The sequence below is a fragment of the Bacillus sp. FJAT-44742 genome, from assembly GCF_002797315.1.
In the GTDB taxonomy this organism is placed as follows: Bacteria; Bacillota; Bacilli; order Bacillales; family Marinococcaceae; genus Thalassorhabdus; species Thalassorhabdus alkalitolerans.
On sequence record NZ_KZ454936.1, the window covers coordinates 2,590,299 to 2,614,312 of the forward strand.

Sequence of the window (24,014 nt, forward strand, 5' to 3'; positions counted from 1 at the left end):
GCTTGACCCTAAAGGCACAAGTGTGACATCCGTTCAGGCATCTCGTGATGTTTGAACCATCAACGTGTATGTACACAAAAAGGATACCTTCTGATAAAGTTACATCACCACAACCTAACAAAATCGGAGGTATCCTTATGTTTAAAGATTATAACATGAATCAAGTCGTTTTGCCGGCTGACACCTTATATTACTTTTCAGAGTCTCTTCTCTTAGCCGTGTTTTATCCCAGCCTCTATCTTCAGCACCTGCCTTTTAAAGAAAAGCAGCTTCTTGCCTACATACGGCTTTTTTCATATAAATAGCGTTTTTCGTAGAAGTTTTTTGCAACTTCAGTTACCTGGCACGAAAAATTATAATTTACCGCTGCACCGATCAACATGCCGGCAACAGGTATGCCTTGAATCAGCTTCTTCCTCGCTAAGGTAATGACAGCCGCTTTCCCGACTTGCCTTAACGGCTGCTGGAACCAGGAAGGATTAATGACTTCTTCTTTTCCTCCGTAGAAGAAAGGATAATCTGGATCTTCTTCTTCCAACTCCAGTAACACCTCTTCCCAAGCTTTCTTTTGCATGCCTTTTGGCAAAGATGCTACATGGAATACTTTGATCGCAAGCATCATTTCATAAGGTTTTCGTAAGTCATAGCCAAAAGTTAACGCCGTAAGCTGCACGGCCCGTAAATTAATAATAAGCATAGCAGGAAGGTCAGCACCGATAAGCAGTACTCCTCCGGCCCCCGACAGTCCCCCTTGCCCTAAAGAAATGAGACGCTGCTTCGCCGCCTGCTGCGAATGGATAAAATGGAGCTGATGAAGCTTTAAGCTCTTCATATCTTGAATTTCCTTAACTTCTTCATTAAATATCCTTGCTTGAGTAATAATTCGCTCTGTTGCTTCTTGGTGAAAACGAGAATTCAAGGTTAAAGACTGAGCATAAAATAAAAATTTATCTACGGTATCAAGTAACTTTTGTTTTCTCTTTTCTGGCAGCTTTTTAAAGCCTTCTCTGTAAAGCCTTTGATATGTAACTTCAAAATCAGTGGGCACGTGTGAAAAGAATTCATCCTCCCACCGTTCTATTTCATAGAGGCGCTTTTCTTCTAAATTGGTTAAGGTCACTGGTTACCCTCCTTTGTCTGATAACACTATATTATTCATATCACAATGTGTATAGTTTAAAAAGCATAGCCCTTCAACTTTACCATACATACACTTTCCCTCTACTTTTATTATACGTGAAAAGACCCTTGTGGTATCACAAGGATCTTTTGTTTAATCAGCTGCTCAGCCGAACTGTATCACGCGCCAGCATAACCTCTTCATTTGTAGGAATAATAAGGGCTTTTACCGGGGATTCCTCTGTCGTTAAGAAAGCCTCTTGGCCGCGTACATTGTTCTTTGATTCATCAAAATAGAGGCCAAGAAACTCAAATCCTTTTAGTACCTTTTTTCTGACCACATCACTATTTTCTCCAACGCCGGCTGTAAAGATCACTGCATCCACGCCATTCATACTCGCTGCGTAGGTGCCGATATACTTATGAATGCGGGTAGTAAAAATGTTTAAGGCAGTCTGTGCTTGTTTATCACCATGACCTGCTTTTTCTTCAATATCACGAAGGTCACTTGAAAAACCACTTAAACCAAGCATCCCACTTTCCTTGTTTAAGATGTTAACGATCTCTCCTGCTTCTTTTCCTGTCTTTTCCATAAGATAAGGAATTAAAGCTGGATCAATGTTGCCGGAACGCGTCCCCATGGTCACACCAGCTAACGGTGTAAACCCCATGGATGTATCCACAGACTTCCCCCCATCGATTGCTGTAATGCTGGCTCCATTGCCGATATGACAAGAAATGAGCTTCAAGTCTTCGGCAGGCTTATCAAGTAGCTCTGCTGCTCTTTCGCTTACATATTTATGTGAGGTACCGTGGAATCCGTATTTACGGATTCCGTATTTTTCATAATAATCATAAGGAATGCTGTATAGGTATTTTTCTTTTTCCATGGTTTGATGGAAAGCTGTATCAAACACTGCCACTGCCGGAACCTCCGGAAGGACTTCTTTAAAAGCACGAATGCCTACAATATTAGCTGGATTATGAAGAGGAGCCAATTCGGAAACTTCCTCAATGCCTGCAAGAACTTCCTCATTAATCAAAACAGAATCAGAAAACTTTTCGCCCCCATGAACGACACGGTGGCCGATTCCATCAATCTCATCTAGAGATTGAATAATCCCATTAGCAGTAAGGCTGTCGAGCAGCTTCTTTACAGCAGCTTCATGGTCAGGAATAGAAAATGTCTCTTTTTTCTTTTCACCTTCCACTTCGATTGTCAGCTGTGGATTGTCCAGCCCTATTCTCTCTACCAGGCCTTTTGTTAGTACTTCTTCTTCAGGCATATTTAAAAGCTGAAATTTAAGAGAAGAACTTCCTGCATTAATTGCCATGATTTTTGACATAGATTGACGCTCCTTTTTTACCCCGCATGTTTTAAATAAAATATAGTTTATAGAAATAATTTCTCCAGATATCAACTATCTACTCTTTTATCCAGAATTTCCTTTCATCATTGTAAACACCTGTAGAAATAAAATGCAAGAAAACCCCTGCTATATCAACCATATTCATACCTTTCTTGATATTCAGACAAGTAAGCGCGAACAAAAATAAAAAGGCCTTTCTTCATAAAGAAAGACCCATAGTTATTAGTCAATATTTAATTCATCTCTGAACCACTTATCAATTTGGCGCACCATATCCAGTAAAGCATCCTGGCGTGTAAAAGACGGAAGCTCTGCGAGCAGGGCCTGGCGAGGCTGGACAGCCTCTTTCCCTTTCTTTTGTAAAATCCAGATGCTTTTTCCAAATTGTTCTGATTTAAACATGGAACTTGGAAGCTGCAGCAGCCCCAAAGTGATAGCATGTTTCTTTATATATTCATTTAACGCGGAAGCTTCTTCGCTTTCAAACATAAAGTTTGGAATAAGAAGGACCATATAACCGCTTTCTTTTAATGATTGCACTGATTTTTCAATCATTAAATGATGAACATAGGATTGCCCCTTTTTTGCTTTAAGCTCAAAGTTTTCAGCTACATGCTCTTTAGGATAATACCCCACTGGAAGATCTGAAACAATTACATCTACAGGAGGGACCGAAAGCTGCTCGATGCTGTCTTGATGAAATAGCTCCACCTCATATTCCTGGAGGTTGGAAATAACAAAAGCCAGTTTTAACAGCGTTTCATCTGCCTCCACTCCATACGTTACTGCTTCCTTGCTCAACTGGTTTAATACTGCTGTTGTTAAGTTGGCGGTTCCAAGCGCCGGGTCCAGAAGGGTCACATGTTCCTTTTTCTTTACCAGCTTTTGGACAAGATATCCCATAAATAACGCAACAGCATCCGGCGTCATGGCATGGTGGGGCTGCACTGCCTCTTTCATTCCTTTAATCACTGCAAGCTGAAATGCTTTTCTGATTTCTTCTCTTTTGATTTCTTCTGGAGTTTCTTCTTGAAGCTGTTTTTCCAGTTTATCTTTATGGTTCTCTGGAATCTCTTGTACCACTTTCCCCTGGAATAAATTTTCGCCTGCTTCCGCCAGCGACTCCAGGTACGTTCGATCAGTGTGCTCCTGTATTGTTACTGCCATATCATCTATTAAAGCATAGAGCTTTTCAACTTTCGTTGTCGGTTCCATTTTCATCTTTCCTTTCCTCTACTCTCCGATACTTATCCATTTCGACAGTATAGCAAAACCTCCTTTGAAAAGAAACCTTTTAGAAGTGAGACGTGAGACCCTTACAGCAGAGGGAAACACGAAACATGCAGGTTTTTACATCACACATGTTTTATAGAAGTACGTTCTTATGAATTAGGCATATGATACTTTCATAAACGGTGAAAGGATGATCCAATATGTATTATGTGCCTATGGTATATCAGAGCCCTTATTATGTTGAAAATGCAAGACATTCCTTACGCTCTAAATGGCAAGAGCCCCAAGGAACAAATCGTCAAGTACTGGAAGCCTTGCTTGCTGGGATAAAAGGAGAAGCTTCTACTACTGATCTTTACAGCCGTTTAGCTCAGATAGCGCCAAACCAAAAAAATAGGAATGACCTTTTTCAAGCTGCAGAAAACAAAAGACGACACGTAAGGGAACTCACCTCTCTTTATACCGCTATCACTGGCAAGAAGCCTGTGTACCAAATTGAAAAGGATTCATTTAACAACTATCAAGAAGGACTCGAAAAAGCTTATGAAAAAGAAATCAAGGGGGAAGATGCATATCAAAAGAGTTGTTTACTTACTCTTCACCCATTTATTCAAAATACTCTTGCCCGGGTTTTATACGAGAATCAAGCACAAACGGCTCAACTTGGCTTTTTAAGAGACCAGGCAGATACGCGGATAAATGACTATGGAAAGGAACCGTTCGTCGTTGATATTGAAGAAGCTGTGGAAGAAAACAATAACTTTCGAACAGCCATATGGACAGGGGAGCACTTGCAGGTAACTCTTATGAGCATCGATGTTGGTGATGATATTGGATTGGAAGTGCACCCTGATGTTGATCAATTTCTACGCATAGAAGAGGGGCAAGGACTCGTTCAAATGGGAGAAACCGAAGATCAATTGGATTTTGAAGAAGAAGCTTTTGCAGACTACGCTATCATGGTACCTGCAGGAATGTGGCACAATCTAACCAATACCGGGAACCAACCTCTAAAGCTTTACACTATCTATGCACCTCCAGAGCACCCTTTTGGAACCGTGCATGAAACAAAGGCCATAGCCATGGCTGAGGAACATCACTAAGCGATATTGACGCCATAAGGTCCTGGATAAAGTAACAAGGTGTTTCCTGAAAAGGAAACACCTATGCACAACTTATGGGTACCTACCCGTTTGTATGCTCTTTTAAATGATTTAACACAGCTTCATAATCAGGAGTGTGTGATTCAATGTAGCTGTAAAGCCTTCATGTAACCAACAAATTTAAAACCCTAATATTATGTGGTTTACAGAAGTATTTAAAATTTAAATCCAAAAAATCTATTATTATTTTCATCTAGTCTATCTAGCTTCGCCACAATTAATTTTTGTTCTTCAAACTCTATTAAATCTTTTTCTAAAAGCTCTGTTTTATTTATCGTTACAAAATATTGCCCTCTTAAATTTTGCCTCAGCTTTTTATCAATATACTTCAGTAAAGCTCCCTTTACATAAGGGTCAGGGTTAGAGTATGACCCATCATGGATTAAAAAATTTAATTTAAAATTATTAAGACACCTGTATAAAAACCAACTTAGGTCAAATATATTTATTTTCATGTGAAGCCTACCGTGCGATCGCTCATCTGGAATAGAACAAGTTATTTTTATTCTTCCTGTTGTTGTTTTCTTAGAATTACCAATTCGGTTGTCATATTCAAACTCTAAAAAACCACTTTGATCATATGTAACTTCCATTAGTTCATTAAACAGGCTTTTGATCTGCTCTTTTTTATATGCGTAGGCTTGAAATTCCTCATAGTGCATTGAATTTACTCTAAAAATTTCTTGTTGTATGTCATTTATCTTATCAAAAAGTTGATTTTTTTTGTTGTAATCGTTAATTCTAACCCTCACTTCAGCTAATTGAATCTCACTTCTTCTCTTGTTATCCATCACAATGGAAATATCTTCTATAAAAGTATTACTTTTAAAAATTTTAGACCTTTCTTCTAGTTCCCTTTCAAGATCTTCTTTTTTTAAGTAGAGTTTTTTTAAATTTGAGTTCAGTTTAGAAATTTTATCTTGGAAATAACTCCCTCTACTTTCGACCATAAAATCGTAAAATTCTTTAACTTGTTCATAATTTAGTTTTACTTCCTCTGGGAAATAACCTACCAAATCCTGATAGAAACCTTCAATATTTTCAAGTTGCTTAATTTCATTGACTTTTTCCTTTAAATCACTGATGTTTTTTAAATATTGTCTTCTTATATGCTCACTTTCAAATATTTCACTTTGTGTTTTGTTTAATTGTTTTTTGATTGCAGAATACTTATTGGAATCTTCATTGTATTGATCTGAAGTTTTTGCTTCTTTAATTAGTTTATCGTACTCACTAATTACGTTGGTCAACTCTTCTTCCTTTACCTTTAATTCACCTAGATTTATATGCATAGATTCTATTAATTTTATTTCGTTATTCAACTTCTCTATTTGATCTTTATAACTTTTAATATTTTTTTCAGCCTTATAAGGGAGGGTAAATAAATAACTAAGTAACCTATGTTGGTTTAGTGCATTCCTGTTGGAAAGAAAAATATCATTAAACCCTGTTTTTTCATCTCTAATTATATATTCACGTAAAGCTGAAAAACTAATATCTTCCTCTTTGCTATTAGCAAACATTATTTCTTCGACCAATTGTTTGTATTTTTTTATCCCATATTTTTCCCATTCAATGAGATCAAAGGATATAGAGGGCGCATCTAAATAATATCCGTACTTAGGGGAATTAAAGGCTCTTGCCAAAAATAACTTTCTATCACCCGCTTCAACTTCTAAAATAATAATAATGTTTCTTTTGAGTAATTGCTCGTTGTTAGAATAAAATTCTGGTATAGATTTTCCGATTAGAAAAGATAAGCAGTCAACCATCGTTGATTTGCCGACTCCATTTGTTTCATCTTCATCCTCCCTCTTTTCCCCAAGTATTATGTTCACACCTATCTCATTAAATTTAATATTTTTTATTAAACGCTCTTCACTAGCATTAAACACATACAGTTCTTTTAAAATCATATCCATTCTTCTCCAGTATCTATTCTTTTTATCATATGGTCATTAAACTTTACCTTTCCTAAGGAAAACAAAAATGTTAAAGACAAGTAGAGGATTCTCTCTATATTGATGTTGATTTTTATATTCCTTTTATTAGCAAAATCTAAAAAAAGCTGATCAATGTGTTTTTCATGCTCTAACAACTCATACAGAATTTTAGAAGTGAATAATACATTTTCTTCAACTGAGTGGTATTTGGTTAATAAAAAATAATTCATGCTTATCCTCCTAAAATTACCTTCCTTGAGAGCTACCTCCTTAAGAGAAATTAAATCGCCGCCAAATTCAATAAAATTATCTTTATGTTTATATAAAAGACAAGAACCAACAAGGACATTTGAGGAACATTCAAATTCGGTAACGTTCATTCTATTAAATTCCTTTTATTATCATTAAAAATCTCACATTCATAAATACACCAGCAAATAAGTATTCTAACATATTTTTTTGTTAACGCTTTTGAGTAAGGGAATAATTCCCAATTCTCTTCATGAATTTCACTTAAGATTTTAATAAATATCTCATCCCCATTACTATAATGGTTATGAAATTCTAAATACTTATCAATTACTATTTCTGCAATCAAATCTTTTTTATCAGCGCTAACATATGAAGTGGATTCCATAATTTGATTAATAACACCAAAATACTTTGAATAGCTCTCAAACTTATTTTTAAACGTTTCTCCACACTTCATATCATAAAATTTTTTTTCTAATTCAACCCTATTCTCCAACGTGGTCTGACCTGTTGTTTTGTTTACTGCATTCTTTTCATGAAAATCAACAATAAATTGCTTAAATTCATCTTCATCTATTATTTCACTTTCTTCTTCTAGTACTTCTTTTTCATTAAAGTTGTTATTTTTTAGTCTTTCAATTGTGTAAGACAACTTACCATCTTGACGAGTTTTTCTTCCCACTTGATTATTTGTTGTCCAATATTGATGTGCCTTATTCCAAATATGATAATTAGCTTCTGTATCTCCATTCTTCAAATCTACCTCTACTACAAGAAAGCCAGGTACTGCGTATTCATCCGCTGTAATTGCTCCACTAACCAATTCTAAGAATGGATTATCACTTTGGTTTGAAGTAATATTGTAAGAAGGATCATGAACATGCCCAGCCATATAAATATCAATGTTGTAATCTTCAAAATGTGCCATAATAGCTTTTCTATCTATTTGATTTAAGCAATCTAATGTATGATGACCAATAGCAACATTTAAGGAACTAACCCCTTTACTACCTTGCCCCATGTTCTTTATTGCCTTATAAAATTTTCTTCTATTGATTAAGAGTTCTCCTTCTTCACCTTTTTTGTGAGAGACTAAACAAGTATTCATTAATAAAATATTACAATTATCAGAATGTGAAACGAAATGTAAATCATCTTTTGGATATTCTATTCCCATAAAATCCTTGTAAAAATCAAAAAATTGTTTTTGACCGTTTAACAAAAGGTTATAAGTATCCTCTTGTAAATTTTCAATCTCTTCTGAAGGGTTTTTACAATCTTTTACAATCTGATTAATTATTAATGATCTAGGTTGATTTCTTGTTATATCGTGATTACCAGGTATTAAGTGAACGTCTTTTTTGGATAAATTAAGCCCTTCAATTATCTTATATAAATAATCCTTTATATCCACATTGTAATTGTCTCCACGGTGACCAATATCTCCCGTGACTAAAAGAAAATTAAATTCTCCTTTACTCTTTAATTCCATTAAATAATTAATTAACTTATCTCTCATTACCTCGGTATCATAATTAAGAAACTGAAAATGAAGATCAGAAATTTGCAAGTAACGAACTTTCATTAAAACAACCCTTCCACTAGACAATTTATCTTAATTCTACCATATTAAACCTAATTTTTAGGATTCTACAAAAACATTATTTCAAAAAAAAAGCGTCCCTAAAGAACGCTTTTTTTCAAATCTCTTTTTTCTAGGGGATAACTTTTACCCACTTTTTTTTACTGCCTCTATTGCAGCGGCATAATCAGGGTGATCTGTACCTTCTGAAACGTACTCCGTATACGTTACTTTATCGTTGCTGTCGATTACAAAAATAGATCGAGCCAACAACCTTAACTCTTCCATAACAACGCCATAAGCCTTTCCGAATGAAAGATCCTTATGATCGGACAGTGTCTGGACATTTTCGATATCCTTATCTGCCGTCCAGCGTCTCTGTGCAAAAGGAAGGTCACAGCTGATAGTGAGTACCTCTACATTATCCAGATTGGCTGCTTCTTCGTTAAATCGGCGAGTCTGTTCTGCACATACTCCTGTATCAATAGAGGGGATAACACTAATCAGTCTTACCTTTCCTTTTGAGTCCATGAGCGAAACCTTGCTCAAATCGTTTGCTAATACTGTAAAGTCCGGAGCGGTGTCCCCTTCTTTTACTTCTTCTCCTAGTAATGTCATCGGGTTGCCTTTAAAAGTTACTTTTGCCATATGATCTCCTCCCTGAAATATCTTCCTGTCCATCTTAGAATGACAGCCGCCCCTGTTTCAAGCATTTACCATTTTAGGGTCATCACTTTTTAGGATAATTATTTAATAAATGTGTAAGCGAACGTCTTTAGTCAACCACAACATGTAACAAAACGTATAAAAAAACGGCCTGCATGAAGGACAGGCCATTTTTCTTATAAAGGCGGGGTTTGATTATTTTGAGACTGTGTTGGCGGGGTCATTCCGCCGCTTTGATTTTGACCGCTGTTTACCATTTGCTGAATTTTTTCTACCACCTGCGGAGCGAACTCCATTAGCTTCTCATAAAGGTGGGTACTATTATCCAGGTGAATCATTTTTATCCCTGTAGAGTTAACAACGAGAAAAGCAATAGGAGTAATTGAAACTCCGCCCCCGCTACCACCGCCAAAAGGGATTTCTACTTCTTCATTCTTCTCAGACATGATAAACTGGCTTCCTCCGGCAGCAAAACCAAAACCTACTTTTGAAACAGGGACAATGACACTTCCGTCAGGACTTTCAACGGGATCGCCAACAATGGTGTTAACGTCTACCATCCCTTTTAAATTTTCCATCGCTGTTTTCATAAGACCTTGTATTGGATGTTCAGACACTGTTATGCCTCCTTTTTATGTGATTCCGAACGCCTGTGCTTTACAAAAAGCGAACTGAATTCTCCTTTTGTGTGACGCACAACTAATATTCCCGCAAAAATAGCATGCCCTAATTGAAGAGTTACCATGCATTCTAAATGAGTTTTTGAAGCCCATCCCTGAAAAATGGGGTCTACTTTAAGCTCCGGAATACATTTTAACGTAAGATATGAAGACAACAGACCCGCCATTGATCCTTTTATGGACCAAATCAGTCCGGAAAGCCATCCGGTCGTGCTGGCATCCCCAGCCCCAAGGCTGCTGCTCCAGTTAAATCGTTTAACTTTTACATGTTTTAAAAAGCGGCGGGCAATTCGGTGCAGACCGACAATCTGCTGCAGCCACCGGTTAAGCTCACGTACTTGCTCTACTAATTCATTTGGCGTTTCTTTTCGGATATATTCTTTGTCCCCGCCCGCTCCTTTTACCTCTTCTTTAAAAACCAAGGAGGGGGATTCTTTGTCTATAGCAATAACAGGGACTTCAATGGTTTTGGAAATGACCTTCCACACTGTTATTTTTATCGTGAGCTGGTCATCGTCCCCATTATGCCAATATGTAACATCAAGACGAATTGGGGTGATTAATAGCAAGATTAGCAGTGCTACTATTATGCCTAACGCCCACCACATCCATATCATAATATCCACCTTTTTTTCCTTCATTATTGACAACCAATATTTTCTTTAAACTTGTTTGCCATTTTGTCTTTGGTTTTGTAAAACGAATTGCATTTATTTCATATTTCCATCAAAAGGTGCTTTGTTGACATATGGTATGGCTGCCCCACTGCTTAACCAGGCAGCGTAACTTTTCATTGAACGTAAAAAAGAGAGCGGCTGTGCCCCTCTCTTACTTTCTTTCATGAATGACCCGTGTATCGGAGAACATATCATGAATTCCTTGCTTTTCATTTGTGAAGCCCACCACGATATATAGAATATTAGTAATAACAAGGCTCCTGTGAATAAACCGTCCGACCACTTCCCTAAACAGGACATCAGACCATTTTAAAACACCATTGTCTTTTTTTATAACCCTCAAACCAAAAAGCATCTTTCCAAGAGTCTGCCCTAAGTATTTTGTCATCAAAAGGAAGTATATATATGCTGACAAACTCGAAATAATTCCTTGGGCTGTTAAAAAACCAAACAGGTTCATGTTATTTCCTTCTGTAAAGGCAAATGGTATGAGCAGAAGTCCGTTGATACTAAATACAATAATGAGATCTGTAATGTAAGCCCAAAATCTCATCCAAAACCCTGCATATCTTTGGCTTTCCTCTAAGACTGCCTCCTGTCTTAGGCTTTCTTCTCGTTCAGGAGATCTTGTTTCCTCTCCGTTATACGTAGTATCCATAGTCACTTCCCCCTCCTATTCCGTGTACAAATACATGGCTCTAGGAGCATTAGGTTCGGTGAGAAGTTTATTTATCCCAAGCAGCTCCATATCACTGACAACTAAATTTCTGGCTGTTACTCCTAAAAACTGGTTAAAACGAAAAGTCGGCTCAAAACGGACAACCTGGCTTCCTTCTAAACCATATTCCTCTTTCATGATGTCAATGGCATTTGCAAGTGTTCCTAAGTCATCAACTAAGCCTACTTCGTGAGCCTGGGTGCCGGAATAGATGCGGCCATCTCCTAACTCTCGCACCTCTTGTTCCGTCAGATTATCTCGGCCATTATCAATAACTGTAACGAAATCATCGTAAAATTCATCAATGATGCTTTGCAAAATTTCTTCTTCGTCGTCAGTCATTTCCCTGGTCGCTGACATAATGTCTTTGTATGGTCCGCTTTGGATTGTTGTAAAGTCTACTCCTAGATCATCAGCTAGTTCTGTTATATTTATATTTTGCATAATCACGCCAATGGAACCGGTAATGGTTGCAGGATGAGCTATGATTCGATCAGCCGGGGCAGCCACGTAATAGCCGCCAGAAGCAGCCTGGTTGCCCATCGTCACATACACGGGTTTCCCCTGTTCTTCCTGGATTTCTACGATGCGATCATGAATTTCTGCACTTTCAACGACCCCTCCGCCAGGCGTATTCACATTAATTATTATCCCTTCAATATCGTTGTTTTCTCCGGCACGTTCAAGCATATAAAGAAATTCTCTATGGTTATACCCTCCAGAAAACAATCCTTGGTCTGTACCTGTATCTTGAATAACGCCTTCAAGGTCGATCACAGCGATTCTTCCCAGCTCACTGCCATCTTCTACAATATGCTCTTCCCATGGCTCATCTCCTGCCTCAAACATCCCTTCAAAGTTACCTGTTGCTATTGTTGAAACAAATTGAAAGGACACAGAGACTAGTAACAATAATGCGGCAATGCCCAAAGCTATCCAACGTTTCCCATTCATATTTAATCCTCCTCTTCCTCTTTTTGATATACTATTGTCTCATCTATAACAGTCTGAAGCACACTGGCAGTCAAAATCTCATCAGGTTGAGCAGTAAGAATATCTTTATCTAATACCGTGAAATCCGCTGCATAACCTGGAAGTATTTTTCCGTAGGTTTCTTCTTTTCCAATGGCTTTGGCGCTTCCTGTTGTAAACAAGCTGACTGCTTCGAAGGGAGTCAGTTTCTGCTCCGGCATATAACCTTCATGGTCTTCCCCCGGGCTTTTTCTGGTGACTGCTGCATGTATTCCTAACAGGGGATCCACTGGTTCAATGGGAGCATCCGATCCTCCAGCACAGTTTAATCCCTCCTTAAGAAGAGTTTTCCATGCAAAAGAATATGGCAGCCTCCATGTACCAAGGCGCTCTTCGACCCAAGGAAAATCAGAAGCGACAAACCTCGGCTGAATATCTAATGCAACCGGAAGGCTTTTAAGTCGTTCCCTAAGGTCTGATGGAGCAATCTGCAGGTGGATAAAGCGGTCCATTGTATGTGGGGGAGCCGGATACTCCTCCACTGCTTCTATCGCATATTCCAATGCCAAATCTCCAATCGTATGGATGGCAACTGGCATTTCAAAAGATCGGGCTTTTTTAACAAGCTCTTTTAATTCATCTCTCGTATGCATGGCTACACCAGAAGTTTCAGGTGCATCATTGTAAGGTTGTCGTAACAAGGCAGTTCTGCCGCCAAGGGCTCCATCGGCAAAGATTTTCATCCCGCCAAAGGAAAGATATTCATTTACTTCTCCATATGTAAACCCTTTGTTTTTCATATCTTCGATCACTTCATGATGCACGAGTAAATGGGCTCTGAATTTTCTTTTCTTGCCATCGATCACCTTAGTAAAGGTATCAAATGTTTGAGCAAACCCTCCGTAATAATTCAAATCCTCTGTATGGCCGCCCACAAGTCCTTTTTTCACCATATCATCCAATGCTGCCGTTAAAGCTGCCTCTAAATACTCATCGGTTACTTCTGGTACTGCTTCTCTTACTAGTTCCTGAGCTGCATCCAGTAAATAACCTGTCGCCTCTCCCTCATTATCTCTTACAATAACCCCTCCAGAAGGATTTTCTGTCTCTGCAGTAACCTCGCCAAGTTCAAGGGCCTTAGAATTCGCCAGGATTGCGTGACGGCATACTCTTGTAAGAACTACTGGATTGTCAGGAGCAATTTCATCCAGTTCTTGACGGTGAAAAATTTTTCTGTCCGGAAAATTGTTTTCATTCCACCCCTCTCCTAAAAGCCACTGCCCCCGTTTTAACTCCCTTGCTTTTTCAAGCAGAGCTTTTTTCATATCGTCAGCAGACTTCAATTGAGATAAATCCAGGCGAAGCATACTCTCACCATAACCAATCATATGTAAATGACTGTCGACAAACCCGGGGAATACAACGCCTCCTTTAAGATCTACGTATGTGGTAATCGTTTCGTTCCATTTATTTTTCATTTCGTTTTTAGTACCAACAGCCTTAATTCGTCCATTATGTGTAACAACGGCTTCTACTGATTCACTCTCATCATTCATTGTATAAATCTTGCCGTTATACCAAAGTGTGCCCACCGCTCTTCTCACCCCGTATCTTCGTGTTCTAGTCTTCATCTTCCCAAAAGTAAGCAGGGTTTTCAACTCAAAAGGATACTGCGTTGCTGTTCTTCTTAGAAAATGCATAAACTCACAAAAGGAGAAGGCCATGCCTTCTCCTTATATAGCCATATTATTCAATTTTTATTGTTGCTGCTGTCCATTGCTAAATTGCTGTTCGGACATTTGAACTAAACGCTTTGTAATTTCTCCGCCAACAGAACCGTTGCCTCTGGAAGTAGTGTCAGCTCCTAAGTTCACTCCGAATTCTTGAGCAATCTCATATTTCATTTCGTCAAGAGCTTGTTGGACTCCAGGTACAACCAAGCGATTTGATGAGTTATTGTTAGCCATCTTTCTCACCTCCTCATCAACTAGCCTTTACCTGGAGCCCCTTGTTCATGTAGTAAAAATATAGGTAATTCATGAATGAAAAGGATTTTTCAGACAACGAAGAGAACGAATGCCATCATTACGAAAAATGTAACACCATTCAGATTACCAAAATGTTTTTTTGTTTTTTTGCACCCTTTTTTCTTACTAGAGAATCTTATAATAAGTCATCGAGCACATTTTCTTTTTTGCCAGAAGCAGGGCCCATTTCAATCGTTTCTACCTTCTGCACAGCCTCTTCGATAAAAGGCTGAAAATCAAAGCGGTTTTCAAAACGATTTGATTTTTCCCTGTTTGGCTTCGTTTTAGAATCAGAAGGCAAAAAGATTGTACAGCAATCCTCGTATGGCAGAATTGATGTCTGATACGTGTCAATCTGATGGGCAATTTGAATGACTTCTTGCTTATCCATGGTGACAAGGGGGCGCAGAATGGGAAGGTTCGTCACTTCATTGATAGAATGCATACTGTCAAGCGTCTGGGAGGCAACCTGTCCTAGGCTTTCCCCATTAACGATCGCTTTTGCTCCTCTATTTTCAGCAATTTGAGCAGTAATTCTCAGCATCATCCTTCTCATCACAGTCATTGCATAGCTTGAAGGAATATGTTGATGGATCGCTTTTTGCGTGTCTGTAAAAGGGACAATGTGAAGCTTAATCTTCCCCCCAAATTTCGTCAAGATCTGTGTAAGGTCCTCCACCTTCTTGCGTGCTCGTTCATTTGTGTAAGGAGGACTGTGAAAATGAACGGCTTCCAGGTCCACTCCTCGTTTAAGGGCCATATACCCGGCCACCGGACTGTCTATCCCGCCGGAAAGCATTAGCATAACCATTCCGCTTGTTCCAACAGGAAGTCCTCCCGCTCCTTCTATTCTTCCACAGCTTATATACGTGCCTTGTTCTCTTACTTCAACTGTAATTTCAACATCCGGGTTGTGTACATCTACTGTTACCCCTTCTGTATTTCTTAGAATATGAGCTCCTACCACAGGATTTAACTGCTGGGAAGGGATCGGAAAAGGTTTATACGTACGACGTGCACTGACTTTAAATGTAGCAGCCTTGGGAATGTGGTTTAAGAAGGCCTGAAGGGCCCCCTCTTTTATTTTCCCTTCCTCATTTTCAGTTTTTATGGCTAAAGAGAAGGAAGAAATTCCGAACACATGCTTCAGCTTTTCGAGCATTTCATTTGGATCTTCATCATGAATTTCTATTAACATACGGCCAAAAGTACGTTTGATCTTGCTCGTCGGGTGAGCCGTCAGGGCATGCTTAATATTTCTTTGCAGCTGCTTTTCAAAAGCAGTTCTGTTTTTTCCTTTTAAAGCCAGTTCACCATATCTCACTAAAATGTGGTCATAAATCATTTTTTATTCGCTCCCATAACTTTCAATAATTCTGGTATTTGAAAATGTAATTCCCCTAACAAAGCTTCAATTTCCGCTTCTGTCGTTTCCAAAGAAAAGCTCACTCTAATGGCACTCTCTGCCCGTGCTCTACTCTTACCTGCTGCAAGTAGTACCTCACTCGGTTCATGTAATCGCGAAGAACAAGCTGACCTTGTTGAAACATGTATATCTTTTTTGGTCAGTGCCTGGATGAGCACCTCAGGCTTCACCCCTGGTATGGAAAAATTAACAATATGAGGGGCACTCCCTTTCCGTGGAGTATTAACATATACTCCTTCTACTCTATCCAATGCATTCATCAATTTTTCTTTCAGCCGCTCCATTTTGTCTCTCTCTTTTTCCTTTTTTTCCAGAGAGAGCCTTAATGCTTTCGCCATAGCAGCAATGCCAGCTACATTTTCTGTCCCAGGACGATGAGCAAGCTCCTGACTGCCCCCATGAAAAAGAGGTGACAGCTTTACGCCACTTCGAATATAGATTGCTCCTGTTCCTTTTAACCCATGGAACTTATGAGCTGAAAAAGTACATAAATCTATATGGGCCTCTTTAAACGATAAAGGAACTTTGGTCATTCCCTGTACATGATCCACATGAAAAACAGCTTTGGGCCAGTCCTTTAAAACTGTGCCGATTTCTTCAATTGGCTGAATTGTCCCCATTTCATTATTCACATGGATGACAGACACAAGAATGGTATCCTCTCTTAGTGATTCAACCAGAGTTTCGACCTCCAACCGCCCATCCTTATTCACCGGAAGCCAGGTTACTTCAAATCCAATTTTCTCCAAATGAGAAAAAGCTTCTTTCACAGAAGGATGTTCTACTTCTGTAGTAATTACATGTCTTCCTCTTCCTTGGTGTTCCAATGCAGCTCCTTTAATAGCAAGATTGTTCCCCTCAGTTCCTCCAGAGGTGAAGATTAATTCTGAAGGGGTAATATGAAGAAGCCTGGCTATCGAGCTTCTTGCCTTGGTTAATAGCATCTCTGTGTCCAGCCCTACCGAATGAAGAGAAGAAGGGTTTCCAAAAAATTGCTGAGATACTTGGGTGAATGTATTTACTGCTTCTGGATAAGGTGATGTGGTGGCACTATTATCCAAATATATCATTGTAAAAACCCCTTTTAGGTTATGCATGGTCTAGTTTGCAACAATATATAATAGCATAATTCATCTTTATATTCGAGATAGTAAGTCTTTTCCCGTCTTAAAGAAAAAAAGCGCTTCTGCGCTCTACAGGGACCGTTCTACAAGGTTTCTTTCAGCAGGAATTTATTGCACTACTCCTGTTTTAACTCAAATAAGTATAGTACTTCACATGCTTCAAAATTAGAAAAAAATTCTTTTATCAATCTGGATTTACTTCAGGTAAAGGGACCTCCCCAAACTGCAAAGGACTTTTCTGTTACTCCTGTTCTTCTATCCCGTTAAGCATTTCATCTGCAAAAGCGTGGTACCATCAGGAGCCAAATCATTTCTGCCTCCTTGAGGCAGATTTTTTCATAAGCATCCTCATTGTTACATTTAGTATACCGCAGGAAACTACGAATAACACAGTATGTATTCCTTCCCGTATTACTTTTAGTGAAAGAAATAAAAAAGAGAAGGCTTTATGCCCTCTCCTTTGCTCGTTCCTTTACTTTTTCCAGCACTTGTGGCTCTTTTTTCTCTAACGCAGGCAATGCTAGATTCACAGCTGCTTCATAGGAGCCTTGACGAAACTTTTGTTCAGCATGCATTAAAGCTTCCTCTACTTCAGGTGATTGTCGTCTGAAGCGATTACCGTATTGAATCAGTGACTCTGAGAGCTCTGCCTTCTCAATGGTTTCTCTTAAATAATTTGAAGCTTTTTGAAGCTGCAAGCTTGCTTTTTCTACTTCCTCATATACTTTATTCATTTCTAACGGAAGATCCTGAAGACGCTTAGAAGCAAGAGACAACATCTCATCAGCTTTTTCCATTTCATCGACAAGAGATCCTGGAACGTATGGAAGCCTGCTCTTTTGAAGAGCCAGTTTTTCCTGAACCATTTGTTTACGAAGCTCCTTCAAATTATCAAGAGCTTTTAGCTCATCTTTTCTTAACGTATAAAGCGTCTCTTTTGACGCACGAATCATTTTATCAATTTGGCTGAGGTCACTGCTTAAGTCTTTAAGCATATTCTTTAAGGATGTAAAGGACTGCTTTTTGTTCTCGAATAAATCCTTAAAGACACGCCATGATTTATCAGCTTGTTCAAACTCTTTTTTTACTTTTTGCTGACGATTAACCTCATCTTCAGGGATGCGGTAGCTTAGTTCTACCTTTCCTCGTTCATGGCCCAGCTCCTGCAGCTGGTATTGAAGTCTTTCCACGTCATTTTTAATGCTTAGGATCGTGGATTCAACATACTCTCTTGCATCGACTTCTTCTTCCAGGGACGTGTAGATTCCCTCAAGATTGCGATGAAGCTCCTCCAGCCGGTCTCTCACTTTCTGAAGCTCTAAATTTTCTACATCTTTGACCAGCTTTGGAAGTTCTTCGCGATATGCCTGGATGTCCTTTTCAAAAGAAAAGTTATCAAGCTGGTATCCTTTTTCTCTCATATCCTCCATGCCAGCTTCAATATCCTTCAGCTCGGCTGGAAAATCCGATTCAATTTCGATTAAAAGCGAAGGAATTTCTTCTGATTGTTCTTTCATTAAAGAAAGCTCTTCTTTCACATTGGTAAGGACTGTCCTGGCCTGAAGGTAATTCCCATCCAATGTCTCTTCTTCAAAATGGGAGAAACCTTCTTCTACTTCCTTTAACTTCTTTTCAAAGTGATTACCTGCCTTGCCAAACGAACGCCAATGAAGAGAAATGTACTTTTTGACATCCTGGTATTTTTCCTTAACTTCGCCTATGTCTGAGCGGTTCTTCTCTTCACTATGTACTAGTTCATTTACATCTGTCATTATATTATCAATCTGGTTTTCAATTTCCTCAAGCTGGACCTCTACAGCCTTTATCAGCTCTTTTGATTTTTTGAAACGATACTTATTTGCCCATTCTTCAATATCAAAGAGAGCTTCCTCTATGTCCGGAAGATGGACATCAATGATATCATCCCAATCCTTTCGCCAGGACTCAAACTTTTCTTCTGTTTCTCCTGAAATCGTTAATCCCTTTACCCTGGATATTTCTTCAGCAACGGGACGATTTGTAACGTCTGATTTCCAGCGTTCTATTCGGTCTACTTCTTTATAAATATTTTTCCGTAAAACCGAACCGCTGATAATCACTACCGCAAAGATAACAGCAATGCTGATAACCACATATATCATATGACCTCACTCCAGTTTCTCCACACCAATAAGGTAGGCACAATCTCTTGATTGACTGACTTTTAACACTTATTATATTCCGAGCTGCTGTAAAGCAGTTTTACCTATCAAAACTCATTAAGTTGATTTTTTTCTACATAAAACATCAAATTCCTTCTTCTTCTATAAAAAACTCACAAAGAACAGAAACGTTCTTTATAAAAGATCATAGAAGAATACACTTATTATAATGATAACATGATAAGATTATTTTTGAAGTCATTTCCATGTAAACAAACGAAAAAATTCCCTTCGCCTGTAAAGGGAAATAAAATGGGAGGTAAACACTATGATTGTTGATCGTGACGGCCATGTTCACACACCATTTTGTCCCCATGGAACACTGGATCCCTTGGAGAAATATGTAGAAGAAGCGATGAAAGCCGGTCTGAAAACCATCACTTTTGCCGAGCATGCTCCCCTTCCTCTAAACTTTGAAGACCCTGTTCCCGAGAAAGACAGTGCAATGGAATTCCGACAGCTGGATTCTTATTTCCAAGAGATCGAAAGAGTAAAAATGAAATATACATCTGACATCCTGATCAAGACAGGACTGGAAGTTGATTATATTGAGGGTTTTGAGAGCGAAGTCAAGGCTTTTTTAAATGAATTCGGCCCTCGTTTGGATGATGCTATTCTCTCCGTGCACTTTTTGAAAAAAAAACAGAAAAACGAATACATATGTCTTGACTACAGCCCTGATTCTTTTCAGGAATTAACTACTATATTTGGGAGCGTAGAAGGTGTAGCTGATAAATACTACGAAACCGTACTAAAGTCGATATACAGCGATCTTGGCGCTTACAAGCCTGGCCGAATCGGACACATGACTTTAGTACGCAAATTCCAGAAAAAGTTTACTGGCAACACAGCTCCTAAAGAACCTATCCTTGCTATATTGAATGCGATCCAGGACCAGGGGTATGAATTGGATTATAATGGGGCTGGGACAGCAAAGCCTTTATGCAGGGAGCCTTATCCCCCTTCCTGGGTTGCTGATGAAGCAATGAAACGAAACATTCCCTTGATCTATGGATCGGATGCTCACCAGGCAAAGGAAATGATGCAGGGCAGCAGCCAGCTGCTCTGATCAGGGGCTCTATAAGGAAGCTGCTGATGTTTCGATATCATGGATTAAATGATGATCGACCCAGTGAGACAATTCTTTCAGATATACTTTCAGGAAATAAGATTCCTGGGGCTGCAAATGAAATACTTCTCTAATATACTGTGGATGGAGAAAGGGCATTGTCACCATTCCCCTGACATACATTACTGTCCAGTCTAAAGGAGCCCTGGCAAAGATCCCTTGCTTAATGCCATGTTGAATCACTAGTGAGTACATGTGCTTTTCTTTCATAAAATAGGTGCTCATAAGTTCTCTGACCAGCACTGAATCCAATGTCATTTCCCGAAGAACAAAGCGGGAACGTTGATGGTTTTTCTGCATGTATTCAAGAGAGCTTTCCATAATATTTAGCAATGTTCGCCTGGCCCCTAGCTCAGTAAGCCTTTCCGCTTCTTTTTCAAGGGTGTGCAAATACCCTTCAAGATAATCGGTCATTAAATTTTCAAGGAGACCTTGCTTTCCTCCAAAGTAGTAAGAAATTAAGGAAACATTAATGTTTGCTTTCTCAGCAATTGCCCTCACAGAAGTGCCGTGAAATCCTTTGGTGTTAAAGAGAAAGGTAGCTGCATCCATCACTTTTCTTTTCGTCATTCCTTCTTTTTTACTCATGGAAGGTCCTCCCTTTCCAGCTCAGTTTCATAAAGTATATATTCTGTTTCTTACTTTTATTTCCTTTTGAAACTTCTCGACAGTTCTGCCCTCTTTTAGTCAGATTTCTCTACGAAAGGTATTAAAAAACTATAAAGCAGGTGAAAAAAATGTTTAAACCAGTACAATATAATGATTCTCTTAAAGACAGCTACACCACCTTAAACAAACAACTTGATGCTCTCCTGAGCGGAGAAAGGGACATGACTGCTAATTTAGCAAATGCTTCAGCTTTATTAAATCAATTTCTGGACCGGGTGAACTGGGCAGGCTTTTATCTTTATAAAGAAGGAGAACTTGTACTCGGCCCGTTTCATGGTCTTCCTGCCTGTGTAAGAATTCCACTTGGAAAGGGTGTGTGCGGAACTTCTGCCGCTGAACGTAAGACGATTAGAGTAGATGACGTGCATGCTTTTCCAGGGCATATCGCCTGTGATGCTGCTTCACGTTCTGAAGTTGTTGTTCCACTGCTCAAAGAAGGAGAATTACTTGGAGTCTTAGATATCGACAGCCCGGAAAAAAACCGTTTTACAGAAGAAGAGACACTCTATCTAGAGGAGTTTGTGGACGTCCTGATCCGTCACCTTTAGTGAGAATGAAGACAACGACCTTCCAGCCTTCTATAAAGATAGTTGTCCAGGATGATTGACTTTCCTTCTTATTCATTATATAATCTCCCTTGTGTAAAAAAAGACAGCCTGGATAAACTTGATGTGTTAACCCTCATCATTTTGTTCCTCTTAACCCAGCGGCTGAAAACGGGTTGAGGTGTATCAGGTAACCTCTAGCTGTCGAGGCGAAGGTGCATGAAAACAAAATGAGCATGTCAGGAGATTATCATTGTTGTTCTTTTTTCCATAACTTTAAAATATAAAGGGGGAGTCTTTGTATGGCACGCTATACAGGACCATCTTGGAAAAAATCCCGCCGTCTTGGAATTTCTTTGAGCGGCACAGGAAAAGAATTAGAAAAACGCCCATATGCACCAGGTGAGCACGGACCTACTCAACGGAAAAAGCTTTCTGAGTACGGCCAGCAGCTTCAAGAAAAGCAGAAGCTTCGTTTTATGTACGGCTTAAATGAGCGTCAATTCCGTCGCACATTTGATATTGCAGGCAAAATGAAAGGTGTTCATGGTGAAAACTTCATGATCCTTCTTGAGTCCCGTCTGGACAACCTTGTGTACCGTTTAGGACTTGCCCGCACTCGTCGTGCAGCGCGCCAGCTTGTTAACCACGGTCATATCACTGTTGATGGCGGACGTGTAGATATTCCATCTTACCGTGTAGCTCCAGGACAAGTTATCGGTGTTCGTGAAAAATCTCGCAACAACTCTTCTATTAAAGAAGCAGTAGAAGCTAACAACTTCGTTCCTGACTTTGTTACTTTCGACGAAGAGAAGCTTGAAGGCAGCTTTTCCCGCTACCCTGAGCGCTCTGAGCTTCCAGCTGAAATCACTGAAGCTCTTATCGTTGAGTTCTACTCTCGTTAATATCAAAAACCTGCCATTACGGCAGGTTTTTTCTTTTCAATTCAATAGAAAAATAGAAAAGAGCCAGCAGCTTCAGGATTACTGGCTCTTTTCTTCTTTATGAAGGAGATGATGAAACGGCCTCCTCTTTTTTAAGCATATTGTATTAAGAAGTATTTCTTCTTCCCTCTTCTAATAATTGTAAACGCTCCATCGATTTTGTCTCCCTGACTGATGGTCTTTTGCATATCCTGGCAGCGGTCACCATTAATGTAGACGGCTCCGTTTTTAATATCCTCTCTAGCTTGTCTTTTCGAGGAAGAAATTCCTGCTTCCACAAGAAGATCTATTAGTCCGTACCCTTCTTCTTCTGCCACAAAGGTAGGAACATCTTTAAAACCTTGCTTGATTTCATTAGCTGTTAAGGTTTTTAAATCCCCTCCGCCAAATAATGCTTGACTGATGTTTTGAGCCTGCTGTAATGCTTCCTCTCCGTGGACAAAGCGTGTGACTTCTTCGGCTAGCCTAATTTGGGCAGCGCGCTCCTCAGGACGTTCTGCTGCTTCTTTTTCTAAAGCAGACAATTTTTCCTCTGAAAGAAACGTAAAATATTTTAGGAACTTCAATACATCTCGATCGTCAGTATTGATTAAGAATTGATAAAACTCGTAAGGCGATGTTTTTTCAGGATCAAGCCAGATGGCACCTCCTTCAGTCTTGCCGAATTTCGTACCATCAGCTTTGGTTACAAGGGGAATAGTAAATCCGAAAGCTTCGGCTCTTTCCTCTTCTTCCTGGCCTTTCATCTTTCTGATCAACTCAAGCCCTGCAGTGATATTGCCCCACTGATCACTTCCTCCGAGCTGAAGTTTACAGCCTTTTTCCTCATAGAGTCTGTAGAAGTCATATGATTGTAGTATTTGATAGCTGAACTCCGTAAAAGAAATACCTGTCTTAATTCTTGACTCTACTGATTCTTTTGCAAGCATATAATTAAGCCCAAAATGCTTACCGACATCACGCAGGAACTGAACTACGTTCATTTCACCGATCCAGTCATAGTTATTCACAAGTTCTGCTTTATCTCCGCCATCAAAGCTTAAATACTTTTCCAGCTGCCCTTTAATTCTGTCGCTGTAGGATTTAACTATCTCCTCTTCATTTAGTGTTCTTTCAGCGTTTTTCCCACTTGGATCTCCGATCAGGCCCGTTGCCCCGCCAACAAGAGCCAGCGGTTTATGACCTGCCAGCTGAAAGCGGCGCAGGGTAATAATTGTCAGCAAGTGTCCAATATGCAGACTGTCTCCTGTCGGGTCAAACCCACAGTAGAGCGTTACTTGCTCTTTCTTAAGCAGAGACTCCAGCCCCTCCCTGTCCGTTACCTGGTTTACAAGACCTCTGAATTCTAGTTCCTCTAAAATGTTCATCATCTTCTCTCCTTTAAAAAGTAAGATTATCGGGTATATTATCGGGTATAAGTATAGAAGGATACTTAGTTACAAAGTAGTACATATATCTTCTTCATATGCACAGTTAGCCTTATATGATATTTCTGCACAAACTCCCGTAAGAAACGTCTTATTCGAAAGACGGACAGCGTGCTGTTAGTGCCATCACCTTTAAGAGAGCCAAGA

22 protein-coding genes are annotated in these 24,014 nt (G+C 39.3%); 4 read left to right on the forward strand and 18 right to left on the reverse strand.

Annotation, left to right across the window (positions count from 1 at the left end; genetic code table 11):
• Positions 1–277: 277 nt before the first annotated feature.
• The 3 genes from CEF17_RS12885 to CEF17_RS12895 all read right to left on the reverse strand — a co-directional run bounded on the left by CEF17_RS12885 (position 278) and on the right by CEF17_RS12895 (position 3,710).
• A complete protein-coding gene (locus CEF17_RS12885) occupies positions 278–1,120 on the reverse strand; it encodes an EcsC family protein (RefSeq protein WP_100399877.1) in 843 nt (280 codons plus the stop codon).
• 157 nt (positions 1,121–1,277) lie between these two features.
• A complete protein-coding gene (locus CEF17_RS12890) occupies positions 1,278–2,465 on the reverse strand; it encodes an acetate kinase (RefSeq protein WP_100399878.1) in 1,188 nt (395 codons plus the stop codon).
• Positions 2,466–2,711: 246 nt separating this feature from the next.
• On the reverse strand, positions 2,712–3,710 hold the full coding sequence (locus CEF17_RS12895) for a class I SAM-dependent methyltransferase (protein ID WP_332835301.1): 999 nt from the start codon (positions 3,708–3,710) through the stop codon (positions 2,712–2,714).
• Between the two features lie 227 nt (positions 3,711–3,937).
• On the opposite strand from CEF17_RS12895, the gene CEF17_RS12900 reads away from it, so the two are divergent.
• Positions 3,938–4,825, forward strand: a complete 888-nt coding sequence (locus CEF17_RS12900) for a cupin domain-containing protein (protein ID WP_232725503.1) — start codon at positions 3,938–3,940, stop codon at positions 4,823–4,825.
• Positions 4,826–5,040: 215 nt separating this feature from the next.
• On the opposite strand, the gene CEF17_RS12905 is transcribed toward CEF17_RS12900, so the two are convergent.
• The 13 genes from CEF17_RS12905 to ezrA all read right to left on the reverse strand — a co-directional run bounded on the left by CEF17_RS12905 (position 5,041) and on the right by ezrA (position 19,093).
• Complete coding sequence (locus tag CEF17_RS12905) at positions 5,041–6,801, reverse strand: DUF2326 domain-containing protein (RefSeq protein ID WP_100399880.1); 1,761 nt, start codon at positions 6,799–6,801, stop codon at positions 5,041–5,043.
• On the reverse strand, positions 6,798–7,208 hold the full coding sequence (locus tag CEF17_RS20625; protein ID WP_100399881.1) for an ABC-three component system middle component 6: 411 nt from the start codon (positions 7,206–7,208) through the stop codon (positions 6,798–6,800). Before CEF17_RS20625 ends, CEF17_RS12905 begins: the two co-directional genes overlap by 4 nt.
• Positions 7,205–8,665: a metallophosphoesterase family protein gene (locus CEF17_RS12915; RefSeq protein WP_100399882.1), complete on the reverse strand. Its 1,461-nt coding sequence runs from the start codon at positions 8,663–8,665 to the stop codon at positions 7,205–7,207. The genes CEF17_RS20625 and CEF17_RS12915 overlap by 4 nt, the downstream gene beginning before the upstream one ends.
• 144 nt (positions 8,666–8,809) lie before the next feature.
• Entirely contained in the window at positions 8,810–9,310 is a 501-nt protein-coding gene (tpx, locus tag CEF17_RS12920) for a thiol peroxidase (protein WP_100399883.1), read from the reverse strand.
• Positions 9,311–9,504: 194 nt separating this feature from the next.
• Positions 9,505–9,945 carry a GerW family sporulation protein gene (gene ytfJ, locus CEF17_RS12925; RefSeq protein WP_054635128.1) on the reverse strand — a complete coding sequence of 147 codons (441 nt, stop codon included), beginning with the start codon at positions 9,943–9,945 and terminating at the stop codon, positions 9,505–9,507.
• A gap of 2 nt (positions 9,946–9,947) precedes the next feature.
• Complete coding sequence (locus tag CEF17_RS12930) at positions 9,948–10,649, reverse strand: DUF2953 domain-containing protein (RefSeq protein ID WP_100399884.1); 702 nt, start codon at positions 10,647–10,649, stop codon at positions 9,948–9,950.
• A 187-nt stretch (positions 10,650–10,836) separates the two neighbouring features.
• Positions 10,837–11,343, reverse strand: a complete 507-nt coding sequence (locus CEF17_RS12935; protein ID WP_100399885.1) for an RDD family protein — start codon at positions 11,341–11,343, stop codon at positions 10,837–10,839.
• Between the two features lie 15 nt (positions 11,344–11,358).
• A complete protein-coding gene (gene sppA, locus CEF17_RS12940) occupies positions 11,359–12,357 on the reverse strand; it encodes a signal peptide peptidase SppA (RefSeq protein ID WP_100399886.1) in 999 nt (332 codons plus the stop codon).
• A gap of 2 nt (positions 12,358–12,359) precedes the next feature.
• Entirely contained in the window at positions 12,360–14,006 is a 1,647-nt protein-coding gene (locus tag CEF17_RS12945; RefSeq protein ID WP_232725504.1) for an amidohydrolase, read from the reverse strand.
• Between the two features lie 126 nt (positions 14,007–14,132).
• A complete protein-coding gene (locus tag CEF17_RS12950; RefSeq protein WP_054635130.1) occupies positions 14,133–14,342 on the reverse strand; it encodes an alpha/beta-type small acid-soluble spore protein in 210 nt (69 codons plus the stop codon).
• Between the two features lie 196 nt (positions 14,343–14,538).
• Positions 14,539–15,747: a tRNA uracil 4-sulfurtransferase ThiI gene (gene thiI / locus CEF17_RS12955; protein WP_100399887.1), complete on the reverse strand. Its 1,209-nt coding sequence runs from the start codon at positions 15,745–15,747 to the stop codon at positions 14,539–14,541.
• The gene (locus tag CEF17_RS12960; protein WP_100399888.1) at positions 15,744–16,898 is read right to left on the reverse strand and encodes a cysteine desulfurase family protein; all 1,155 of its coding nucleotides are present in this window, start codon (positions 16,896–16,898) and stop codon (positions 15,744–15,746) included. The genes thiI and CEF17_RS12960 overlap by 4 nt, the downstream gene beginning before the upstream one ends.
• 500 nt (positions 16,899–17,398) lie before the next feature.
• Positions 17,399–19,093: a septation ring formation regulator EzrA gene (ezrA, locus tag CEF17_RS12965; protein ID WP_100399889.1), complete on the reverse strand. Its 1,695-nt coding sequence runs from the start codon at positions 19,091–19,093 to the stop codon at positions 17,399–17,401.
• A gap of 328 nt (positions 19,094–19,421) precedes the next feature.
• Between ezrA and hisJ the strand changes: the two genes are divergently transcribed.
• Positions 19,422–20,222, forward strand: a complete 801-nt coding sequence (gene hisJ / locus CEF17_RS12970; RefSeq protein ID WP_100399890.1) for a histidinol-phosphatase HisJ — start codon at positions 19,422–19,424, stop codon at positions 20,220–20,222.
• A 9-nt stretch (positions 20,223–20,231) separates the two neighbouring features.
• Here hisJ and refZ read toward each other — a convergent pair whose 3' ends face one another.
• Positions 20,232–20,870, reverse strand: coding sequence for a forespore capture DNA-binding protein RefZ (refZ, locus tag CEF17_RS12975; protein ID WP_100399891.1), 639 nt, complete (start codon positions 20,868–20,870; stop codon positions 20,232–20,234).
• A 149-nt stretch (positions 20,871–21,019) separates the two neighbouring features.
• Here refZ and CEF17_RS12980 point away from each other — a divergent pair, with 149 nt between their 5' ends.
• Complete coding sequence (locus CEF17_RS12980) at positions 21,020–21,499, forward strand: GAF domain-containing protein (RefSeq protein ID WP_100399892.1); 480 nt, start codon at positions 21,020–21,022, stop codon at positions 21,497–21,499.
• Positions 21,500–21,798: 299 nt separating this feature from the next.
• On the forward strand, positions 21,799–22,401 hold the full coding sequence (gene rpsD, locus CEF17_RS12985) for a 30S ribosomal protein S4 (protein ID WP_100399893.1): 603 nt from the start codon (positions 21,799–21,801) through the stop codon (positions 22,399–22,401).
• A 131-nt stretch (positions 22,402–22,532) separates the two neighbouring features.
• Here the strand turns inward: rpsD and tyrS are convergent, their stop codons facing one another.
• On the reverse strand, positions 22,533–23,807 hold the full coding sequence (gene tyrS / locus CEF17_RS12990; protein ID WP_100399894.1) for a tyrosine--tRNA ligase: 1,275 nt from the start codon (positions 23,805–23,807) through the stop codon (positions 22,533–22,535).
• Positions 23,808–24,014: the final 207 nt, after the last annotated feature.